Source organism: Paraburkholderia phymatum (assembly GCF_038900715.1).
GTDB classification, from domain to species: domain Bacteria; phylum Pseudomonadota; class Gammaproteobacteria; order Burkholderiales; family Burkholderiaceae; genus Paraburkholderia; species Paraburkholderia phymatum_A.
In genome coordinates this window covers 1-19,390 of sequence record NZ_JAYMRZ010000030.1, presented here as the reverse complement: position 1 = coordinate 19,390, position 19,390 = coordinate 1, and the positions used below count along the sequence as shown (strand labels likewise).

The 19,390-nt window shown below is 65.7% G+C and carries 19 protein-coding genes, 1 other RNA gene and 1 riboswitch; of the genes, 10 read left to right on the top strand and 10 right to left on the bottom strand.

Features of this window, described 5'->3' with window-relative positions:
* Nucleotides 1–20: 20 nt before the first annotated feature.
* Complete coding sequence (gene ilvD / locus VSR68_RS36655; RefSeq protein WP_342944419.1) at nucleotides 21–1,694, bottom strand: dihydroxy-acid dehydratase; 1,674 nt, start codon at nucleotides 1,692–1,694, stop codon at nucleotides 21–23.
* A gap of 188 nt (nucleotides 1,695–1,882) precedes the next feature.
* On the opposite strand from ilvD, the gene VSR68_RS36650 reads away from it, so the two are divergent.
* Nucleotides 1,883–2,836, top strand: coding sequence for a LysR family transcriptional regulator (locus VSR68_RS36650; protein ID WP_342944418.1), 954 nt, complete (start codon nucleotides 1,883–1,885; stop codon nucleotides 2,834–2,836).
* 116 nt (nucleotides 2,837–2,952) lie between these two features.
* Nucleotides 2,953–3,858 (top strand): prolipoprotein diacylglyceryl transferase, encoded by a 906-nt coding sequence (lgt, locus tag VSR68_RS36645; RefSeq protein WP_342944417.1) that lies wholly within the window; start codon nucleotides 2,953–2,955, stop codon nucleotides 3,856–3,858.
* Between the two features lie 117 nt (nucleotides 3,859–3,975).
* Here the strand turns inward: lgt and VSR68_RS36640 are convergent, their stop codons facing one another.
* The 5 genes from VSR68_RS36640 to VSR68_RS36620 form a co-directional block, all read right to left on the bottom strand.
* The gene (locus VSR68_RS36640) at nucleotides 3,976–4,704 is read right to left on the bottom strand and encodes an SIMPL domain-containing protein (RefSeq protein WP_342944416.1); all 729 of its coding nucleotides are present in this window, start codon (nucleotides 4,702–4,704) and stop codon (nucleotides 3,976–3,978) included.
* A 228-nt stretch (nucleotides 4,705–4,932) separates the two neighbouring features.
* Entirely contained in the window at nucleotides 4,933–5,403 is a 471-nt protein-coding gene (locus VSR68_RS36635) for an EVE domain-containing protein (RefSeq protein WP_342944415.1), read from the bottom strand.
* A 104-nt stretch (nucleotides 5,404–5,507) separates the two neighbouring features.
* Nucleotides 5,508–5,689: non-coding RNA, 6S RNA (gene ssrS / locus VSR68_RS36630), on the bottom strand.
* A gap of 63 nt (nucleotides 5,690–5,752) precedes the next feature.
* Nucleotides 5,753–6,067, bottom strand: coding sequence for a cell division protein ZapA (locus VSR68_RS36625; RefSeq protein WP_342944414.1), 315 nt, complete (start codon nucleotides 6,065–6,067; stop codon nucleotides 5,753–5,755).
* The gene (locus VSR68_RS36620) at nucleotides 6,064–6,429 is read right to left on the bottom strand and encodes an ATPase (RefSeq protein WP_342944413.1); all 366 of its coding nucleotides are present in this window, start codon (nucleotides 6,427–6,429) and stop codon (nucleotides 6,064–6,066) included. The genes VSR68_RS36625 and VSR68_RS36620 overlap by 4 nt, the downstream gene beginning before the upstream one ends.
* Before the next feature lie 220 nt (nucleotides 6,430–6,649).
* Nucleotides 6,650–6,914: riboswitch (cobalamin riboswitch) on the top strand.
* A gap of 64 nt (nucleotides 6,915–6,978) precedes the next feature.
* Between VSR68_RS36620 and VSR68_RS36615 the strand changes: the two genes are divergently transcribed.
* The 6 genes from VSR68_RS36615 (at nucleotide 6,979) to cobC (ending at nucleotide 13,466) form a co-directional block, all read left to right on the top strand.
* Complete coding sequence (locus VSR68_RS36615; protein WP_342944412.1) at nucleotides 6,979–9,006, top strand: TonB-dependent receptor domain-containing protein; 2,028 nt, start codon at nucleotides 6,979–6,981, stop codon at nucleotides 9,004–9,006.
* A 6-nt stretch (nucleotides 9,007–9,012) separates the two neighbouring features.
* Entirely contained in the window at nucleotides 9,013–10,062 is a 1,050-nt protein-coding gene (locus tag VSR68_RS36610) for an iron ABC transporter permease (protein WP_342944411.1), read from the top strand.
* Nucleotides 10,059–10,877 (top strand): ABC transporter ATP-binding protein, encoded by an 819-nt coding sequence (locus VSR68_RS36605; RefSeq protein ID WP_342944410.1) that lies wholly within the window; start codon nucleotides 10,059–10,061, stop codon nucleotides 10,875–10,877. Before VSR68_RS36610 ends, VSR68_RS36605 begins: the two co-directional genes overlap by 4 nt.
* Nucleotides 10,878–10,981: 104 nt before the next feature.
* On the top strand, nucleotides 10,982–12,046 hold the full coding sequence (gene cobT / locus VSR68_RS36600; RefSeq protein WP_342944409.1) for a nicotinate-nucleotide--dimethylbenzimidazole phosphoribosyltransferase: 1,065 nt from the start codon (nucleotides 10,982–10,984) through the stop codon (nucleotides 12,044–12,046).
* Between the two features lie 95 nt (nucleotides 12,047–12,141).
* Nucleotides 12,142–12,891, top strand: coding sequence for an adenosylcobinamide-GDP ribazoletransferase (locus tag VSR68_RS36595; protein ID WP_342944408.1), 750 nt, complete (start codon nucleotides 12,142–12,144; stop codon nucleotides 12,889–12,891).
* Nucleotides 12,876–13,466 (top strand): alpha-ribazole phosphatase, encoded by a 591-nt coding sequence (gene cobC, locus VSR68_RS36590; RefSeq protein WP_342944407.1) that lies wholly within the window; start codon nucleotides 12,876–12,878, stop codon nucleotides 13,464–13,466. The genes VSR68_RS36595 and cobC overlap by 16 nt, the downstream gene beginning before the upstream one ends.
* A gap of 20 nt (nucleotides 13,467–13,486) precedes the next feature.
* Here the strand turns inward: cobC and VSR68_RS36585 are convergent, their stop codons facing one another.
* The 4 genes from VSR68_RS36585 to cobU are packed head-to-tail and all read right to left on the bottom strand — an operon-like array spanning nucleotide 13,487 to nucleotide 16,924.
* Entirely contained in the window at nucleotides 13,487–14,413 is a 927-nt protein-coding gene (locus VSR68_RS36585) for a cobalamin-binding protein (RefSeq protein WP_342944406.1), read from the bottom strand.
* 19 nt (nucleotides 14,414–14,432) lie between these two features.
* Nucleotides 14,433–15,434: a threonine-phosphate decarboxylase CobD gene (gene cobD, locus VSR68_RS36580; RefSeq protein WP_342944405.1), complete on the bottom strand. Its 1,002-nt coding sequence runs from the start codon at nucleotides 15,432–15,434 to the stop codon at nucleotides 14,433–14,435.
* 3 nt (nucleotides 15,435–15,437) lie between these two features.
* A complete protein-coding gene (gene cbiB / locus VSR68_RS36575) occupies nucleotides 15,438–16,379 on the bottom strand; it encodes an adenosylcobinamide-phosphate synthase CbiB (RefSeq protein ID WP_342944404.1) in 942 nt (313 codons plus the stop codon).
* Nucleotides 16,376–16,924, bottom strand: a complete 549-nt coding sequence (cobU, locus tag VSR68_RS36570; protein ID WP_342944403.1) for a bifunctional adenosylcobinamide kinase/adenosylcobinamide-phosphate guanylyltransferase — start codon at nucleotides 16,922–16,924, stop codon at nucleotides 16,376–16,378. Before cobU ends, cbiB begins: the two co-directional genes overlap by 4 nt.
* Nucleotides 16,925–17,023: 99 nt before the next feature.
* Between cobU and VSR68_RS36565 the strand changes: the two genes are divergently transcribed.
* Together VSR68_RS36565 and VSR68_RS36560 are read left to right on the top strand one after the other, a co-directional pair.
* A complete protein-coding gene (locus VSR68_RS36565) occupies nucleotides 17,024–18,595 on the top strand; it encodes a cobyric acid synthase (protein ID WP_428983670.1) in 1,572 nt (523 codons plus the stop codon).
* Nucleotides 18,596–18,716: 121 nt separating this feature from the next.
* On the top strand, nucleotides 18,717–19,151 hold the full coding sequence (locus VSR68_RS36560; RefSeq protein WP_090864590.1) for a DoxX family protein: 435 nt from the start codon (nucleotides 18,717–18,719) through the stop codon (nucleotides 19,149–19,151).
* The last annotated feature ends 239 nt before the right edge of the window (nucleotides 19,152–19,390 follow it).

Sequence of the window (19,390 nt, the reverse complement as noted above, 5' to 3'; positions counted from 1 at the left end):
ACACCAGCGGCGCTTGCGCCTCAGCCTGTGACGGCACCCTTGTTCGCCGGCTTCGCGAGCGCGGCGAACTTGGCCAGCACGCCACGCGTGTAGCGCGGCGCCGGCTGCTTCCATGCTGCGCGGCGGCGACCGAGTTCCGCGTCGTCGACGTTCAGTTGCAGCAGCAGCTTGTGCGCGTCGATCGTGATCGAGTCGCCTTCCTGCACGAGCGCGATCGTGCCGCCGACGAACGCTTCCGGCGCGACGTGGCCGACGACCATGCCCCACGTGCCGCCCGAGAAGCGGCCGTCGGTGATGAGGCCGACGGATTCGCCGAGCCCCTTGCCGATGATCGCCGAAGTCGGCGCGAGCATTTCCGGCATGCCCGGACCGCCTTGCGGGCCGAGATAGCGGAGCACGACGACGTCGCCGGCCTTGATTTTGTCGGCGAGGATCGCTTCCATCGCGCTCTGCTCGTCGTCGAACACGCGCGCCGGGCCCGTGATGACGGGGTTCTTCAAGCCGGTGATCTTCGCGACCGCGCCGTCTTCCGCGAGGTTGCCCTTCAGGATCGCGAGGTGGCCTTCGCTGTAGAGCGCCTTGTCGATCGGGTAGATCACGTTCTGGTCCGCGCGCGGCTTGCTTGGCACGTCCTTCAGTTCTTCGGCGATCGTCTTGCCCGTGATCGTCATGCAGTCGCCGTGCAGCAGGCCCGCGTCGAGCAGGAGTTTCAGCACTTGCGGGATGCCGCCTGCCTTGTGCAGATCGGTCGCGACGTACTTGCCCGACGGCTTCAAATCGCAGATCACGGGCACTTTCTTGCGCATGCGCTCGAAGTCCTCGATCGTCCACTCGACTTCCGCGGCGTGCGCGATCGCGAGGTAGTGAAGCACGGCGTTGGTCGAGCCGCCCGTCGCCATGATCAGCGCGACCGCGTTTTCGATCGACTTCTTCGTGATGATGTCGCGCGGCTTGAGGTCCTTCTTGACGGCTTCGACCAGCACGCGCGCCGACTCGGCCGCCGAATCCACTTTCTCCTGATCCGGGTTCGCCATCGTCGACGAGTACAGCAGCGACATGCCGAGCGCCTCGAACGACGAGCTCATCGTGTTGGCCGTGTACATGCCGCCGCACGAGCCCGTGGTCGGGCATGCGTTCTTTTCGACCCCTTCGAAATCTTCCTGCGACATGCGGCCCGCCGTGAATTCGCCGACGGCTTCGAACGACGACACGATGGTCAGGTCGGTGCCCTTCCAGTTGCCCGGCCTGATCGTCCCGCCATACACGTAGATGCCGGGGACGTTCATCCGGGCGAGGCCGATCATGCCGCCCGGCATGTTCTTGTCGCAGCCGCCGATCACGACCACGCCGTCCATCCACTGGCCCTGCACGCAGGTCTCGATACAGTCGGCGATCACTTCGCGCGACACGAGCGAGTACTTCATGCCTTCCGTGCCCATCGACATGCCGTCCGAAATGGTCGGCGTGCCGAAGGTCTGCGGGTTCGCGTCGGAGCGCCTGACGGCTTCGACGGCGGCATCCGTGAGGCGTTGCAGGCCGGCGTTGCACGGCGTGATCGTCGAGTGGCCGTTGGCGACGCCGATCATCGGCTTGTCGAAGTCATCTTTCTGATAGCCGAGTGCGTAATACATCGAACGGTTCGGCGAACGCGCGACGCCTTGCGTGATGTTCTTCGAACGACGGTTGTACGGCATGGGGAGCTCCATCCAGGTGTTTTGATCCGTGCGCCGCGCTGTGCTCCCTTGCCGCGACGGCGCAAGGGCTCAGGGCGGTTCGGGCGCGGGTTCTTAAGTCTAGTTCGGGCGCGTCGCGCAAGAATGCAGTTTCTGCAAACGAATGTCCAATATATTATTCAGCGTCGATTAGGTCGTAAAATGTATCAATGAGCCTGCCCGCGATTCCCGATCTCCGTCAGTTGCGCTATTTCGTGACCGTCGCCGAAGAGAAGCACTTCGGGCGCGCGGCGGCGCGGCTGTCGATGACGCAGCCGCCGCTGTCGCAGGCCATCCGCGCGCTCGAGGACACGCTGGGCGTCGAGCTGTTCGCGCGCACGAAGCGCTCCGTCGAGCTGACGCCCGTCGGCGCGGATCTGCTGCCCGAGGTGAGACGCCTGCTCGCGGCCGCGGAAGGGCTGCGGCCGCTCGCGCAGAGTCTTGCGCGCGGCGAGGCGGGCGTGTTGTCGCTGGCGTTCGTGTCGACGGCGGACTACGGGCTCCTGCCGCCGCTGTTGCGCGAGTTCGGCGCGCGGCATCCGCGCGTGCGGCTCGAACTGCTCGAAGCGACGAGCGATGTGCAGATCGACGAACTGGTGGCGGCGCGCATCGACGCGGGTCTCGTGATCGGGCCGCTGCCGCCGCGCTACGCGGCGCAACTGTCGTGGCTGCCGCTCGCGCGCGAGCCGCTGGTGATCGCGATGTCGGCGGAGATGGCGGCGCGCATCGAAGGCGACGCGCAGAGTGCCGCTGAATGGCGCGACAGGCCGTTGAGCCTCGCGCAAGCCGGCGACGCGCCGCTCGTCGTTTTCCCAAGGCGTCTCGCGCCAGGCTTTTATGACATCATTATGGATTGCTACGGCGCGGCCGGTCTCACGCCGCGCATCGGCCAGGAAGCGATCCAGATGCAGACGATCGTAAGCCTTGTGTCAGCGGGGATAGGCGTCGCACTGGTGCCGCAATCGTTGCGTAACCTGCGGCGCACGGGCGTGGTGTATCGTCCGCTGCGCGAAGCGGTGCCCGCCGTCGTCACGGGGCTCGTGTGGCGCACGGCGGAGGTGAGCCCCGTGCTGGCCGGTTTCATCGACATCGTGCGCGCGCATGCCGATGTGCTCGCCGGCTAGCGGCCGGCACGCGGCGATGCGCTCGACGGAGAGCACCGCGAATCTGCTGCTGCGAACCCTTTATATCCGCGCGCGTCCAATGCGCTTGAATAACGACGAACCCCTATAACGATACGATGCACATCCACCCGAATTTCGACCCCATCGCCATCCATCTGGGGCCGCTGGCCGTCCGCTGGTACGGCCTGATGTATCTGGTCGCCTTCGTCATGGCGATCGTCGTGGGCCGCCTGCGCCTGCGTCTGCCGCATGTCGCCGCGCAAGGCTGGACTCCGAAGGATATCGACGACATGCTGTTCTACGGCGTGCTCGGCACGATCCTCGGCGGACGTCTGGGCTATGTGCTGTTCTACAAGGCGAGCTGGTACTTCGCGCATCCCCTCGACATCTTCAAGGTCTGGGAGGGCGGCATGTCGTTTCACGGCGGCTTCCTCGGCGTGACGCTCGCGATGGTGCTGTTCGCGTGGCAGCGCAAGCGCACATGGCTTCAGGTGACAGACTTCGTCGCGCCGATGGTGCCGACGGGGCTCGCGGCGGGGCGTCTCGGCAACTTCATCAACGGCGAGCTGTGGGGCCGCGTGACGTCGCCGGATGCACCGTGGGCGATGCTGTTCCCGGGCGCCGCGAACGAAGACGCGGGCTGGATCGCCGCGCATCCGGCACAGGCCACGCAATGGCATCTCGTCGATGTGTTCGCGCAATATCACATGCTGCCGCGCCATCCGTCGCAGCTGTATGAGATCGCGCTCGAAGGCGTCGTGCTGTTCCTCGTGCTGTGGTTCTTCACGCGCAAGCCGCGTCCCGTCGGCGCGGCGTCAGCGGTGTTTCTGATCGGCTACGGTCTCGCGCGCTTCACGGTCGAGTTCGCTCGCGAGCCTGACGACTTCCTCGGCTTGCTGGCGCTCGGTCTGTCGATGGGTCAATGGCTGTCGCTGCCGATGATCATCGCGGGCATCCTGATGCTGCTGTGGGCGTATCGGCGCGACCGTCGCGACGCTGCGCGAACCGTCAACGCGAGCTGAGCGTCGGGTCACGTTCGCATCCGTTCAGCGGACATGAAAAACGCCACGGCATGCCGTGGCGTTTTCGTTTGCTCGTACCAGCTGGCAACTGCGGTCGACAACTGCGCCTGGCGCGCGTTACTTCATCTGCACCGATCCCGACACGTTGACCGTCACCGTCGACGTGCCGCCTTCGACGGGCACGGGCGCGGCGGCCTTCGCGCTGTTGCCGTCGGCGCGCATGCTCATCATCATCACCGGGCGCGGCGGCACGCCGCCGTGGCCGACGTTCACTTCGCGGATCGAATAGCCGCTGTAGCCGAACGCCTGCGCGGCGGCCGTGGCCTGCTGCCTGAACGACGCGATTGCCTGACCTGTCAGCTTTTGCTCGGCGGCGCGCTGCGCTTCCGGCGACAGCGAGAACTGCACGTTGCCGACCTGCATGATCGACGACAGTTGCCCCGCGAGCTTCGACGCCGCCGCGAAGTCGTGCGACTCCAGCACGATCTCCGTGCGGCCGCGCCATGCGGAGATGCGTCCATCGCGGTCCGTCGACGGATAGATCGAGAACGCCCCCGTGCGCGCCGTCACGCCCGCGACGCCCTTGGCTTTTTGCAGCGCCTGGTCGGCGTGCTGGTTCAGCGTGCCCGTCAACGACGACGGATCGCTCGCTTCCTGTTCGTAGAACAGCGTGATATCGACGACGTCCTGCGGCACTTCGGCGCTCGCCTGCGCGTTCAGCGACAGGACGCCCGCGGGCTGATACTGCTGCACAACGGTTTGCGCGTTCGCGGCGATGGGCGCGAGCGCAACGGGCGCCGCGCATGCGCCGGCGAGCGCCCACACGAGCGCGGATTTTTTCGTCATTGTTCGACTCCTTCGTTGAGCAGGTTGTGCGCGCATGCATCGACGGCGTGGCTTGCGTCGATCGTTCGACACTTGCTCGTGGCATGGCGCTTGCGGGCGATTAGGCGTTTGAAAGGGCCAACTGGTTCCCCGAGTCCATTCGAGCATCGCTTCGAATGCGAGCGCGCGGCCCGATGCTGCGCCGTTCAAGCACAGACGCACAGAACCGCGTCCGCCGCCCATCGACCCTCATGCGGCCTGCTTCGCAAGCTGCTTCGTGATGAACGCCCACTCGGCTTCGGTGACGGGCGTGATCGACAGGCGGTTGCCCTTCGCGAGCACGCGCATGTCGGCGAGCTCGGGATGCGCGCGCAACTCGGCGAGCGGAATCAACTGGATCTTCTTCTTGAACACGACGTCGACGAGCGTCCAGCGTGGCGTTTCCTGCGTCGATTTCGCGTCGTAGTAGTCGCTCTTCGGATCGAACTGGGTCGGATCGGGATAAGGCGTCGACGAGACTTCGGCGATGCCCGCAATGCCGGGCTCCGGGCAGCTCGAATGATAGAAGAGCACGCCGTCGCCGATCTTCATGATGTCGCGCATGAAATTGCGCGCCTGATAGTTGCGGACGCCCGTCCAGGGCAGCGTGCGCTGCGGCGCCTTAGCGAGATCGTCGATGCTTGCTTCGTCCGGTTCGGACTTCATCAGCCAGTAGCGCATGAGTCGATTGAACGTGAAGAAGAGGGAGGGGTTTTGCCGATCAGTTCTCGCACAGGCACGCGCGCAAAGAAAAACGGCACCGGACAAAGTCCGATGCCGTTTGTTGGGTCCCCGCCATAGCCGCTAGGCCGGCATCCTGAACCTGAGGTTCAGAATTGGTCGCAGTTAGCAGCACTTCGGGTACATCAGACTGAGTGACGCGCACGCCCGTGCTACAAATTTCCGCAACCGTGCACATAGCATTGGTTCAAGGAATATATGACCTTGGCGAACCAGGCAGGGAAGCTGAAAAACGTTTGCTCTACAACATGGGCCTGATTGCCGGTCAATCAAGCCCATCGCGATTCATTTACTGCACGCTGTACTGTTGAATAACAGTGCCCAGCTGCTCGTTCATCTGGTGCATTGTACGCCGGATTTCCTCGGCGGGAAACGATTCTCCGTGGCGCACGCTGGCTTGCAGCCTAAGCAGTTCCGATGCCAGCGACAGTGCCGCCATCACGGCGATACGGTCCTGGCCACGCACGCTGCTGTTGGCACGGATCTTCGTCATCTCGGCGTCGACACGCGCCACCGCTTCGAGCAGCGCCGATTCCGTTTCCGGCGAGCAGGCGAGACGATAGGACTGGCCGAGGATCGACACTTCGATCTGCTTCGTGCTCATGCATTTTCTCCTTGGCGGGTCGCGTCGTTATTCGCGTCGTGATTGGCCTGCGCCTGCTGTTCGGGCGCGAGGAGATCGAGTTGATTGTCGGGCTCGTTATGACCACGCGCGCGCGGCAGCTTTTCGAGGATCGCGTTCAGACGCACCTGGGCGTCGTCGATCTTCGCGGAAAGCGCATCGCGCTCCGCCTGCAATGCGTTGCGTTCTTCACGGATCTGTTCGAGTTCTGCGCGGGTGGATTCGCATTCGGCATGCGCTTGCGCAAGCTGTTCTTCGAGCGCGATGCGCGCCTCGTTATAGCGCTGGCTGATCTCGATCAGCCGGCCGATGTTCTGTGACAGTGTTTCGAGTTCGGTGAGCATGTGCTGCGTCCTCTAAAGACATGGCATTCTAGCGCGGAATGTCGCACGCTCGGACATTTGTCTCGTTTCGAGACGTAACAGTAGCGCGTTAATGCCGCATTATCCAGGTGCCCGGCCGCATTTAACGCATTTTTACCCCTTAAAAAGGGGCTTTTTTAACATCTCCCCTTTGGACATTCGTACGATGTCCCGCGTTTCTTGACGCGTTTGCTCGCCACTTCTACACTTGCGGCACTTTGGTGCCCGCGCACGGTATCGCGCCGCGCGCAGTTAAACGGGAAGCAGGGAGCAAAGTCCTCCCGGACGAGCCAACCTGCGCTGTCCTCGCAACGGTACAACGACCGCAGTTCCTGCAGGTCGACCCCATGCACGCGTCGAGCCGTCCATGTGTTCGAACGCCGTGCGAGAAGCCACTGCGCGTCGCGCGCGGGAAGGCGGGTCGGCACGTCGTCAGCCCGGATACCGGCCAGAGGCAAGGGGCGCGTCGCCCCTTGGACAGGCAACGGCCCACGAGGAGCGGGCCGCGCATAGGCCCACAGGACTCTTTCGATGCTCACCCCGCTGTTCCCGCGCGTTGCGCGTGCGCCGTACGTTGCGCCTGCCGTCCTTGCATACGCACTCTCGTGTGCGCCGTCCGCCGCTTGCGCTCAGACCGACGCGCAGTCTCAAGCGCAGTCCCAGGCGCAGTCCCAGGCGCAACCTCCCGATCAACACGCGGACTCTTCCGCCGCGACGACGGATCAACCTGACAGCGGCGCCGGGAAGCCTTCGTCGAAGCCCTCTGCCGCGACCCTCTCGACGGATGCCGGCCCCGATGCGCCGACGCTCTCGCCGATCGTGGTCACAGCCGAGCGCGGCGCCCAACGTCTCGCCGATGCCATTCCGCAGACCACATTGTTCGACGCGCAGGACATCGCCGATACGACGGCACGCGATCTGCCCGGTCTGCTGCAACTCGCGCCCGGCGCGCAGATCGTGCGCAACGGCGGCCCCGGCTCGACGTCGAGTCTCTTTCTGCGCGGCGCGTCGGCGACGCAATCGCTCGTGCTGATCGACGGCGTGCGCGTCGATTCGGTGAGCCAGGGCAGCGCGCAGCTCGAGCAGATTCCGCTCGACCAGATCGATCATGTCGAAGTGGTCAACGGCAATGTGTCGGCGCTGTATGGCTCGGGCGCGATCGGCGGCGTGGTGCAGGTATTCACGAAGGACGGCGGCAATCATCCGCCGCGCTTTCACTTCGAGGTCGAATACGGCAGCTATCACACGCAGCGGCAAGCGGCAGGCGTGGACGGCGCGCTCGACAAGGACGGCAAGACCACCTTCAGCGTCACGCTCGCGCGCGCGAAGACGGACGGCTTCTCGTCGATCGATCCCGCGCTCGCGCCCGTCAATCCGAACGCGAACGGCTACTTCAACGAGAGCGTGAGCGCGTCGCTGCGTCACAGGTTCGACGAGCGATGGGACGTGGGCCTGCGCTATTTCCAGTCGAACGGCAACGACAGCTTCGACAATCCGTTCGGTCTGCCCACCGATCAGAACAATCTGCACAGCAAGGTGCAGATGGTGTCCGCGTTCGCGAACGGCAGGCTCACCGACTGGTGGACGACGCACCTTATCGCCGCGACGGGCAACGATCGCAGCAACACGGCCCTCAACGGCGACTATCTGTACCGCTACGATTCGGACAACCGTCAGTACACGTGGCAGAACGATTTGATGTTTGCGCGCGATCACAAGCTGCAGATCGGCTATGAGCATCTGGACCAGACGCTCGATTCGAATCAGTACACGGCACCCGACCGCCACGTGAACTCGGTGTTCGCGGGCTACTCGGGGCGCCTGGGCAACAGCCAGATTCAGGCGAATGTGCGGCGCGACCAGTACTCGGATTTCGGCGGGGCCAACAGTTACTATCTCGGCTATGGCTACGACTTCGACGAGCACTGGAAGGCGACTGCAAGCTGGTCCGATGCTTTTCGCGCGCCGAGCTTCAACGACTTGTACTACCCGTTCAGCGGCAATCCGCTGATCCAGCCGGAGCGCAGTCATTCCGTCGAGGCGGCGTTGCAGTACGCATCGGATGCGCTGGGCCTGATGAAGCTCACCGCGTTCGAGACGCGCTACACGAACCTGATCGACTACGTGCAGACGACACCGGGCATCTACGTTGCAGAGAACGTCGGCCATGCGAAGGTGCAGGGCATCGAAGGATCGTGGGCGGGACATGTCGGCAGGACGGATGTGCGCGCGGCCGTGACGTTCCAGAATCCCGTCGACGAAGACACGCACACCGATCTGAACCGGCGCGCGCGTCACTTCGCGTCGTTTACCGCGAACCGCAATATCGGCAGCTGGCGCGTGGGCGGGGAGTGGATTCTGAGCGGCGAGCGCGTCGACGGCGGCACGCCGCTCGGCGGTTATGGCATCGTGAATCTGTCCGCGCGCTATCGCATCACGAAGGCATGGTATGTGGCCGCGCAGATCCAGAATCTCTTCGACAAGGACTATGAACTCGCCTACACGTACAACACGCCGCGGCGCGGCGCGTACATCACGCTTGGCTGGCAGCAGCAGTAACGCGCGATGAACGGCGCCGTGCCACGTCAGCGCATTCATGTAGCGCGAAGCATGAGCGCGAAGCGCGCGCTCGCGATCTGGGCTGCGCTCGGCGCTGCCGCGCTCGTCGTGTTCGTCGCGTCGCTCGCATTGGGCAGCGTGAGCGTCGCGCCGTTGCGCGTGTTCGCTGCATTGCTGCCGTCGCACGACGCAGCGGGTGATCTCGGTATCGAGATCGTTCGCACGCTGCGTCTGCCGCGCGCGCTCGCGGGCTTCGGATGCGGCGCGCTGCTCGCGCTCGCGGGCGCGTTGTTGCAGGTGCTGTTGCGCAATCCGCTCGCGGAGCCGTATGTGCTCGGCGTGTCCGGCGGCGCAGCGAGTTTCGCGCTCGTCGCGATGATCGCGGGCTGCGCATGGTGGATCGTCGATGTATCCGCTTTCGCGGGCGCGTTCGCATCGATTTTGCTCGTGCTCGGCCTCGCGCGCGGTGCGTTGTGGCGCGGCGAGCCGCAGGACGCGTCGCCGCGTCTTCTGCTGACGGGCGCCGTGATCGCGGCGGGGTGGGGCGCCATCATCACGCTGCTGCTGACCGTTGCACCCGACAGCCGTTTGCGCGGCATGCTGTTCTGGCTCACGGGCGACCTGAACGGCGGCGGCATGCCATGGCTCGCGCTTGGCGCATTGTGCGTGGCGTTGATCGCGATCGTGCCCGCCGCGCCGCAACTCAACGTGCTGCTGCGCGGCGATGCAGCGGCACAGGCGCTCGGCGTGCCCGTGATGCGCGCGCGGCTGCGCGTGTATCTCGTCGCATCGCTGGCGGCCGCGGCGGCCGTGACGACGGGCGGCACGATCGGCTTCGTCGGGCTCGTCGTGCCGCACATGCTGCGACTCGCGTTCGGCAACGACCAGCGGATGCTGCTGCCCGCGTCCGCGCTCGGCGGCGGCGTCGCCGTGATGGGCGCCGATCTGGTCGCGCGCATCGTGATCGCGCCCGCGCAGTTGCCCGTCGGCGTGATCACGGCATTGACGGGCGTGCCCGTGTTTCTGTGGATGCTGCTGCGGCGGAGGCGCGCATGAACGCACGCGCCGCAATTGAACTCACGCTGCACGCCGACCGGCTGACATTGCACGCGGGCGCGCGCACGCTGCTCGACGATTTCACGCATACGTTCCATGCGGGCGAAGTCTGGTGCATCGCCGGACCGAACGGCGCGGGCAAGACCACTTTGATTTCGACGCTCGCCGGCCTTCTGCATCCGGCAAAAGGTCATGTCGAGCTCGATGGTTTGCGTGTGAACGAATGGCCGCTTGCGCTGCTCGCGCAGCGCCGCGCGCTGATGCCGCAAGCGTCGCACGATGCGTTCAGCGCGAGCGTGCTCGATATCGTGTTGCTGAACCGCTTTCCGCATCTGGCCGGCTGGGGTTGGGAGCGCGACGAAGACCGTGCGGCTGCGCATGCGGCGCTCGATACGCTCGGTCTCGCCGGTTTCGCTTCGCGCGATGTGCTGTCGCTGTCGGGCGGCGAGCGCCAGCGCGTCGCGCTCGCGGCCGTGCTGTGCCAGGACGCGCCGTTGCTGCTGCTCGACGAGCCGCTCGCGCATCTGGACCTGCATCATCAGATCGATTGTCTTGAAGCGTTGAACGCATGGACGCGCAGCGCCGGGCGTACAGTGATGTTCTCGTGCCACGATCTGAATCTCGCGCGGCGTTTCGCGACGCATGCGCTGCTGCTCGAAGGCAATGGCGCCGCGCATGCGGGACTCGTGCGCGAGGTGTTGACACCATCGCTCGCGAGCCGCGCATTCGGCTATCCGCTCGTGCTGATCTGCGACGGCGACGACGAAGCGCTGATTCCGGCAACGCGTCCATCGGCTCGCACGGACCCTGCATGAACCGCGCCTCAAACGCAGATACGTTTTGCAGATGCCCTTTGCAGAGACCTCATGCAGACACTTCATTTAGACACTTCATTTAGACACTTCAAGCAGATACGAACATGACCACCTCACTGCCCGCTTTGTCCGACCTGCCAGTTGTCGAGCCGCTTTATCAAACGCTGCGCGTCGAGCTGCAACGCGTCATCGATCTGAAGACGAAGCCGCCCGGCAGCCTCGGTCAGCTCGAAGCGCTCGCGTTGCAGATGGGCATGATCCAGCGGACGACGCGGCCCGCGATCGTGCGTCCCGCGATGATCGTTTTCGCCGCCGACCACGGCATCGCGAACGCGGGCGTGAGTCCTTATCCGCAAGCCGTGACCGCGCAGATGGTGCTGAACTTTCTCGCGGGCGGCGCGGCGATCAACGCGTTCAGCCGCGTCGCGGGCCTCGAGCTCGAAGTCGTGAACGCGGGCGTTGCCTACAATTTCGCGCCGCATGAAAAACTCGTCGACATACCCATCGGCAAGGGCACGCGCAACTTCGCGAAAGAACCGGCGATGACGCGCGACGAAGCGCTCGCCGCGATGCGCGCGGGCGCGGAGCGCGTGCGTCATCATGCGGCGCTCGGCACCAACGTGATCGGCTTCGGCGAGATGGGGATCGCGAACACGTCGTCGGCTGCGTGTTTGATGAGCCGGTTGTGCGGCATCGCCATCGACGAATGCGTCGGGCGCGGCACGGGTCTCGACGACGCCGGCCTCGCGAAGAAGCGCGACGTGCTGGCGGCGGCGCTCGCGTATCACCCTGCGCCCGACAATCCGCTCGATGTGCTTGCGACGTTCGGCGGTTTCGAGATCGCGATGATGGCGGGCGCGTATCTCGCGGCGGCGCAAGCGCACATGACGATTGTCGTCGACGGTTTCATCGCGTCGTCGGCGTTGCTGGTCGCCGAGGCATTCGCGCCCGCCGTGCGCGACTACTGCGTATTTGCGCATGCGTCGAACGAGGCGGGGCACCGGCGCATGCTCGATCACTTCGGCGCCGCGCCGCTGCTCGCGCTCGACCTGCGTCTTGGCGAAGGCACGGGCTCGGCGCTCGCGATGCCGCTGCTGCGCGCGGCCGTCGCGTTCATCAACGAGATGGCGAGCTTCGAATCGGCGGGTGTCGCGCAGCGCGACGCGTGATGCCGTGCGCGCATGAACAGGGCGTGCGAATAAACTGTGAAGAATGAACCGTGAAGAGCGAACCGTGAAGAGCGAACCGCGAGCGACGACCAGCGATGAATGAACTGCGTTATTTCTTCACGGCGCTCGGTTACTTCACGCGCGTGCCCGTGCCGCGCTGGGTCGGCTATGAGCCGCATTATCTGAACGCGGCGGCACGCTATTTTCCGCTCGTCGGCGCATTGGTCGGCGCGGCGGGCGCGGTCGTGTACATGGCTGCGCTGCGCATCTTTCCAACGGGCGTGGCCGTGCTGCTTTCGATGGCGACGACGCTGCTCGTCACAGGCGCCTTCCACGAAGACGGACTGGCCGATTGCGTCGATGCGTTCGGCGGCGCATATACGCGTGAAGATACGCTGCGCATCATGCACGACTCGCGCATCGGCGCATTCGGCGCGATTGCGCTGATGATCGCGCTCGCGCTGAAGTGGCAAACGCTCGCGTCATTGCCGCCGCTGCGCGCAGCGTGGCTGATGATCGCGGCGCATGCGGCAAGCCGCGCATGCGCGATCAGCTATCTCGTCACGCTCGACTACGTCCGCACGGAAGGCAAGGCGAAACCCGTCGCGCAGCGCATGTCCCGCAATGCGTTTTGCTGCGCTATCTTACTGGGTATGCCGTGGCTCTTCTGGCCGCAATGGCGGGCCGGTTGCATCGCGCTGCTCGTGCTGGTCGTGCTGCGCATTGCGCTGGGCCGCTATTTCGTCAGGCGCATCGGCGGATATACGGGTGACTGTTTGGGCTTTGCCCAGCAGATCTTCGAACTGGCCATCTATTTAGTAGGGCTCGCATGGATATCGTTCTGATCCGTCACCCGGCCGTCGACGTCGAAGAAGGCGTCTGCTATGGCCAGAGCGACGTGGCGCTCGCCGGTGCGCCGGAAGCGTCGGCGGCCGCGCTGGCCGTGCGTCTCGCGACGTTGCAGGTGCCCGCGCCGCGCGTGCTGCTGTCGAGTCCGCTTACGCGCTGCGCGTCGGTGGCCGCCGCGCTCGCCGCGAACTTCGGCTGTGCGTATAGCTGCGACGACAGCCTGAAGGAAATGGACTTCGGCACGTGGGAGCTGCAGCGCTGGAACGATATCGATCGCGCGTTGATCGACGCATGGGCGAACGACTTCGAAGGCGCGCGTGCGCATGGCGGCGAAAGCGTCGAGCAGTTCGTGAGCCGCGTGCGCGCATGGTTCGACGCACTCCAGCAGACGCGCGAACTGTCGCCTGCCTATGTCGTCACGCATGCGGGCGTGATGCGCGTGATCGCGGCGACGGTGCTCGGGTTGCCCGTCGAGCGTTGCCTGAAATGGTCGCTCGACATGTCGGGTTGCGTCTGGTTGCGCCGCGACGACGTCACGCACGACTGGTCGATGGTGCGCTGGAACGCCTGACGCTCTGCTCAGGTTCCGCTTCAACGATTCGGCCGGCGCGAGCGCGCGATATCGAGGTCCTTGCACAGTTGCGCCGCGCCTTGCGCGAGACGCGGGGCGGGGCGGTTGATCAGATCGCCGTCGATTGCAAAGAGGTTGTTGCGCGCGACGGCGGTCATGCCCGGCCATGCCTTCCATCTGTCGAGCGAAGGCAGAGGCCGGTCGGGTTTCGTCTCGCCGGGCGCGGCCGTGACGATGACTTCCGGATTCGCGGCCAGCACGGCTTCCGTCGAAACCGTCGGCACCAGCGGTTCCAGCTTCGCGAATACATTGCGGCCGCCGCATAGCGCGATCACGTCGCTGATCATGTGCTCGCCGTTGAGCGTCATCAGCGGCTCGTCCCATACCTGATAGAACACGCTGACACTCGGCTGCGTCGAATACCGTGCGCGCAAGCTGGCGATGTCGTCACGCCAGGCGCGCGCTGCCGCATCGGCGGCTTGCGATGTGCCGAGCAACTGACCGAGCTTCGTCAACGCAACGGCGATATCGTCGAGATGATGCGGCTCGCTGAAATAGAGCGGGATATGCATTTCGCGCAAGCGATCGATCTGGCGCTGCGCATTGCCATGACGCCAGACGACGATCAGATCGGGCTTCAACGCGACGATGCGTTCGAGGTCGAGCGACTTGTTGTCGCCGACGCGTGGCAGCTGTTTGGCTTCGGGCGGATAGTCGCTATAGCTCACCGCGCCGACGAGCTTTGCGCCGCCGCCCGCCGCGTAGATCATCTCGGTCACATGCGGCGCGAGGCTGATCACGCGCTGCGCGGGTTGAGAGAGCGTGACGGGCGTATTGGTGTCGTCGGTGACGGTGATTGGTGTGCTTGCGTTCGCGTTCGCATGTAGCAGCATTGAGGCGAGCGCGAATGCGGCGCTCAGCGCGCGGAATCGTCGGGCTGGTTGCATCGTTTTGATCGCGTCGTTTTTATAGCGCTGCCATGCTCGCGTGAAGGCTTTCTTCGAAGCGCAGCCACTGCGCTTCCGTTGCGGGCAGCCCGAAGCGCACGCTCGCGGGTTCGGCGAAGAACCGCGTCCATACGCCTTGTTGCGCGAGCGCGCGATGCAATTGCGCGGCGCGCGGGTCGGCGATCCATGCGAAGAGCGGCGTCGCATGCACGTCGAACCCTTGCGTTTTCAGAAGCGCGACGAGACGCGTGCTGTCGTGCGCAAGCCGTTCGCGCATCGCGTGCTGCCACGCCGTATCGGCGAACGCGGCGCTCACCGCATGACGCGCCGGACCGCTGACGGTCCACGCGCCCAACGCTTCGTCGAGCGCTTCGAGCAGGCGAGGGCAGCCGAGCACGAAGCCCGCGCGCACGCCGGCCAAGCCAAAGAACTTGCCCGGCGAGCGCAGCACGACGAGTCCTTCGCGATCGGTGCAGGCAGTAAGTGATTGTGCAGGCATCGAATCGGCAAACGCTTCATCGACGATCAGCGTGCCACCGCGTGCGCGCAATGCTTCATGCCATTGCAGCAGCTGCGCAGCGCTCACATGCTCGGCTGTCGGGTTGTTGGGATTCACGACGACGGCATGCGTGATGTCATCGGGCAACATCGAACGCGCGACGTCGAGCGCCGCCACTTGATGCCCGGCGCGCGCGAATGCGGGCGCGTATTCACCGTACGTCAAAGGCACAATGCCGACAGTGCCGCGTTCGAGCACGAGCGGCAGCATGCGGATCGCCGCCTGGCTCCCCGCGACGGGCAGCACATGTGATGCATCGGGCGCGCCGTAGTAACGCGCCGCGCGTTCCGCGAAACCATCGTCGCTATCGGGCAGACGCCGCCATGCATCGGCGGGAACGGGCGGCACTGGGTAGCCATGCGGATTGATGCCCGTCGACAGATCGAGCCAGGCGTCATAGGGGATTGCGTAACGGCGTGCTGCTTCGTGCAGGTTGCCGCCGTGCTGAACGGATCGCGTCATCGTCTAGCCCTGAAACGGCACGCTCAAAAGTGCGAGCGCGATGAAGACGGCGAGCCACAGAATGACGGTCCGCTCGACGAGCATCAGCGCCGCCTCGACATGCCGCGCGCTCGCCGTGTGGCCCGCGCCGAGCATGGGACGCTGTTCTATCACGCCGTGATACACAGCCGCGCCGCCCAGCAGCACGTTGAGGCTGCCCGCGCCGGAGGCCATCACGGGCCCCGCGTTCGGACTGTCCCAGCGCGGCGCCTGTTCGCGCCAGCATTGCAGCGCGGTGCGCGTGTCGCCGAGCAACGCGTAACCGAATGCGGTGAGGCGCGCGGGCAGCCAGTTCAGCACATCGTCGAAACGCGCGGCCGCCCAGCCGAAGCGCAGATATCGCGGCGTCCGATAACCCCACATCGCATCGAGCGTGTTCGCGAGACGAAACGCGAGCGCGCCCGGTCCGCCGAAAATCGCGAACCAGAAGAGCGCGCCGAAGATCGCGTCGTTGCCGTTTTCCAGCGCCGACTCGACGGCTGCGCGCGACAGCGCGCCCTCGTCCGCGTGCGAGGTTTCGCGCGAGACGATGCGCGACGTCAGCACGCGCGCCTGCGCGAGATCGCGGCTCGCGAGCGCGCGGCCGATGGGCGCGATGTGATCGTGCAGGCTGCGCGCGCCGAGCGCGAAGTAAAGCAGCGCGACGTGCACCGCGCACGCCAGCACGAACGGCAGCGCCAGCACGAGCCATGTCGCGACGAGAACGGGCGGCACGACGGCCAGCAGCCACGCGAGCATGCCGAGCAGCCGGCCGCACCGTCCCGTGTTGAGCGCGGCTTCGAGTTTCGCTGCGAGCTTGCCGAAGCCGACGAGCGGATGCGCGCGGCGCGGTTCGCCGAACCATCGGTCGATGGCGACGGATGCCGTCGCCAGTGTCGCAACGAGAGGCAGTGACAGCAGCATCATGAGTGGTCCGCCGTTTTCAGATGCAGAGGCAGGCCCGCGACCATCATCGTGACCCGCGTGCTGATGGCGGCGATGCGCTGATTGAGCCGTCCCAGTTCGTCGACGTAAAGACGCGTCGCCGCGCCGAGCGGCACGACGCCGAGCCCGATCTCGTTGCTGACGACGATGACCTTCGCGCGCGCTTGTGCGAGCGTTTCTTCGAGCATTGCGAAACGCGCGAGGTAATCGTCGAGCGGCGGCGAGCCGTCGGCGGGGCACAGCAGGTTCGCGAGCCACAGCGTCAGGCAGTCGATCAGCACGCATTGCCCCGGCCGATCGATGGACGCGAGCGCTTGCGGCAAGTCGAGCGGCGCTTCGAGCAGCGCCCAATGCGCAGGCCGCCGCTCGCGATGGCGCGCGACGCGCTCGGCGAACTCGGCATCGCCGATCCGCGCGGTCGCAACATAGGTGACGGGCAGCGCGCTCGCGGTCGCGAGCCGTTCGGCGTGCAGGCTCTTGCCCGAGCGCGCGCCGCCGAGCACGAAGGTGAGGTCGCGGGAAATCATCGCGTGATTGTACCGACAGTGCACGCATGTGCCGTGACGAAAGCGCGCGCTTCCAAGCACGATGGGATAATGCGTGCTTCCCTTCCACCGGCTGCGCACATGGCCACCGTGTCCGCTTTTTGTTCCGCTTCGAGCGAAGCGTGCGACGTGCCCTTCGATCTATCCGCGAACGTGCCCCACGGCACGCTGATGATCCAGGGCACAACCTCCGATGCAGGCAAGAGCACGCTCGTCGCCGGGCTGTGCCGTCTCGCGCGGCGCGCGGGCGCGCGGGTCGCACCGTTCAAGCCGCAGAACATGGCGCTCAACAGCGCTGTGACCGTCGACGGCGGCGAGATCGGCCGTGCGCAGGCGCTGCAGGCGGTGGCCGCGGGCATCGACGCGCACACCGATCTGAACCCCGTGCTGCTCAAGCCGACGAGCGACCGCGGCGCGCAGGTGATCATCCACGGCAAGGCGCGCATGAATCTCGACGCGCGCGCGTATCACGACTACAAGCCCATCGCGTTCGAGGCGGTGCTCGAGTCGTATGCGCGCCTGAAGGCGGCGTATGACACGATCTTCGTCGAAGGCGCGGGCAGTCCCGCCGAAATCAATCTGCGCGAGCGCGACATCGCGAACATGGGCTTTGCGGAAGCCGTCGATTGCCCCGTCGTGCTCGTCGCCGACATCGATCGCGGCGGCGTGTTCGCGCATCTGACGGGCACGCTCGCCTGTCTCTCCGAAAGCGAGCAGGCGCGCGTGCGCGGCTTCGTCATCAACCGCTTTCGCGGCGACGTCGGTCTGCTGAAGCCGGGGCTCGAATGGCTCGAAGCGAAGACGGGCAAGCCCGTGCTCGGCGTCGTGCCGTATCTGCACGGCCTCACGCTCGATGCCGAAGACATGCTGCCGCGCGAGCTGCGCGCCACGCACGCCGGCGACGCCGCGCGGACGTTGCGCGTCGTCGTGCCCGCGCTACCGCACATCAGCAATCACACGGATTTCGATGCGCTGCGCGCGCATCCGCAAGTCGACTTTCATTACGTGCGCGCGGGCAGCGCGCCGCCGCCCGCCGATCTGATCATCCTGCCGGGCTCGAAGAACGTGCAGGGCGATCTGGCGTTTCTGCGCGCGCAGGGCTGGGATGCCGTGCTGGAGCGACATCTGCGTTACGGCGGGCGCGTGATCGGCGTTTGCGGCGGCATGCAGATGCTCGGGCGCGAAGTCGCGGACCCGCACGGCGTAGAAGGGCCGCCCGCGACGGTCGCCGGACTCGGCTGGCTCGATTTCTCGACGACGCTCACGCGCGACAAGACGCTCAGGAACGTGACGGGGCGCCTCGCCGCGTTCGATGTCACCGATGCCACCGATGCGGCCGACATCGCCGGCTACGAGATCCACATGGGCGAGACGCAAGGCCCCGCGCTCGACGCGCCCGCGCTGCTGCTCGACGACGCGTCTGGCCGCTCACGTCCCGACGGCGCCCGTTCCGCCGATGGCCAGATTCTCGCGACGTACGTGCACGGTCTCTTCGATACGCCTGCCGCGTGCGCGTCGCTGCTCGCGTGGGCAGGGCTTGCGAACGCCGAGCCGGTCGACTATCCCGCGCTGCGCGAGGCGTCGCTGGAGCGGCTCGCCGATACGCTCGCCGCGCACCTCGACCTGAAGCGCCTGTGGGCAGCCGTCGGTTGATTCGTTCTTACTGTGAATTAATCTAAGCCGGGGAGGCGATTTTTCCGACACATCGGTTCGAATAAAGTCCGTTCCATCGACGGCGCACTCCGCGCCGTCAAACCATCACCAAGGAACCGACATGAACCCGACCGCGAGCAACAAAGCCGATCTCGCCGCCACGATCCTGCGCGTCGCGCTGGGCGTGCTGTATCTGGCGCACAGCCTGCAAAAGATCTTCGTCTTCACGCTGCCGGGCGCGGCTCAATTCTTCGTGTCGATCGGCTTTCCGGGCTGGCTCGCCTACGTGACGACGTTCGTTGAGCTGTTTGGCGGGATTGCGTTGCTGCTCGGCGTGCAGGTGCGCTGGGTCGCGCTCGTGCTGCTGCCGTTCATGCTCGGCGCGCTGTCCGTGCATCTGCCGAACGGCTGGGGCTTTGCGTCGCCGCACGGCGGCTGGGAGTATCCGGCGTTCTGGGCCGTCACGCTCGTCGTGCAGTCGCTGCTCGGCAATGGCCTGTTTGCTGTCGGCGGCGCGAAGGCGGAGTCGCTGGGTCAGGCGCGCAAGCCCGCTTGATGCCCGCTTGACTCGGCGATCCGGGGCTGGCGCGCTGCCAGCCTCCCAACGAAAAAACGGCACGCGGGCGTGAGCCTCGTGCCGTTTTTGTCGCCGATGGCTTGCGGTGGTTATGAGGTTGACCCGGTTCGACGGACAGTTCTGCAGTTGGGTTTAATTCACTGTTGATCCTCCATGAAGGCCGCGGGTTGTCCACGGCCCGGCAGCGGGTCGCCTGTCACGACCATGACGCTGTCGGG

Excerpts from the sequence above, each read along its gene's own strand:
- ilvD (WP_342944419.1), bottom strand. The coding sequence starts at position 1,694 with ATGCCGTACAACCGTCGTTCGAAGAACATCACGCAAGGCGTCGCGCGT.
- VSR68_RS36650 (WP_342944418.1), top strand. The coding sequence starts at position 1,883 with ATGAGCCTGCCCGCGATTCCCGATCTCCGTCAGTTGCGCTATTTCGTG.
- lgt (WP_342944417.1), top strand. The coding sequence starts at position 2,953 with ATGCACATCCACCCGAATTTCGACCCCATCGCCATCCATCTGGGGCCG.
- VSR68_RS36640 (WP_342944416.1), bottom strand. The coding sequence starts at position 4,704 with ATGACGAAAAAATCCGCGCTCGTGTGGGCGCTCGCCGGCGCATGCGCG.
- VSR68_RS36635 (WP_342944415.1), bottom strand. The coding sequence starts at position 5,403 with ATGCGCTACTGGCTGATGAAGTCCGAACCGGACGAAGCAAGCATCGAC.
- VSR68_RS36625 (WP_342944414.1), bottom strand. The coding sequence starts at position 6,067 with ATGAGCACGAAGCAGATCGAAGTGTCGATCCTCGGCCAGTCCTATCGT.
- VSR68_RS36620 (WP_342944413.1), bottom strand. The coding sequence starts at position 6,429 with ATGCTCACCGAACTCGAAACACTGTCACAGAACATCGGCCGGCTGATC.
- VSR68_RS36615 (WP_342944412.1), top strand. The coding sequence starts at position 6,979 with ATGCTCACCCCGCTGTTCCCGCGCGTTGCGCGTGCGCCGTACGTTGCG.
- VSR68_RS36610 (WP_342944411.1), top strand. The coding sequence starts at position 9,013 with ATGAACGGCGCCGTGCCACGTCAGCGCATTCATGTAGCGCGAAGCATG.
- VSR68_RS36605 (WP_342944410.1), top strand. The coding sequence starts at position 10,059 with ATGAACGCACGCGCCGCAATTGAACTCACGCTGCACGCCGACCGGCTG.
- cobT (WP_342944409.1), top strand. The coding sequence starts at position 10,982 with ATGACCACCTCACTGCCCGCTTTGTCCGACCTGCCAGTTGTCGAGCCG.
- VSR68_RS36595 (WP_342944408.1), top strand. The coding sequence starts at position 12,142 with ATGAATGAACTGCGTTATTTCTTCACGGCGCTCGGTTACTTCACGCGC.
- cobC (WP_342944407.1), top strand. The coding sequence starts at position 12,876 with ATGGATATCGTTCTGATCCGTCACCCGGCCGTCGACGTCGAAGAAGGC.
- VSR68_RS36585 (WP_342944406.1), bottom strand. The coding sequence starts at position 14,413 with ATGCAACCAGCCCGACGATTCCGCGCGCTGAGCGCCGCATTCGCGCTC.
- cobD (WP_342944405.1), bottom strand. The coding sequence starts at position 15,434 with ATGACGCGATCCGTTCAGCACGGCGGCAACCTGCACGAAGCAGCACGC.
- cbiB (WP_342944404.1), bottom strand. The coding sequence starts at position 16,379 with ATGATGCTGCTGTCACTGCCTCTCGTTGCGACACTGGCGACGGCATCC.
- cobU (WP_342944403.1), bottom strand. The coding sequence starts at position 16,924 with ATGATTTCCCGCGACCTCACCTTCGTGCTCGGCGGCGCGCGCTCGGGC.
- VSR68_RS36565 (WP_428983670.1), top strand. The coding sequence starts at position 17,024 with ATGGCCACCGTGTCCGCTTTTTGTTCCGCTTCGAGCGAAGCGTGCGAC.
- VSR68_RS36560 (WP_090864590.1), top strand. The coding sequence starts at position 18,717 with ATGAACCCGACCGCGAGCAACAAAGCCGATCTCGCCGCCACGATCCTG.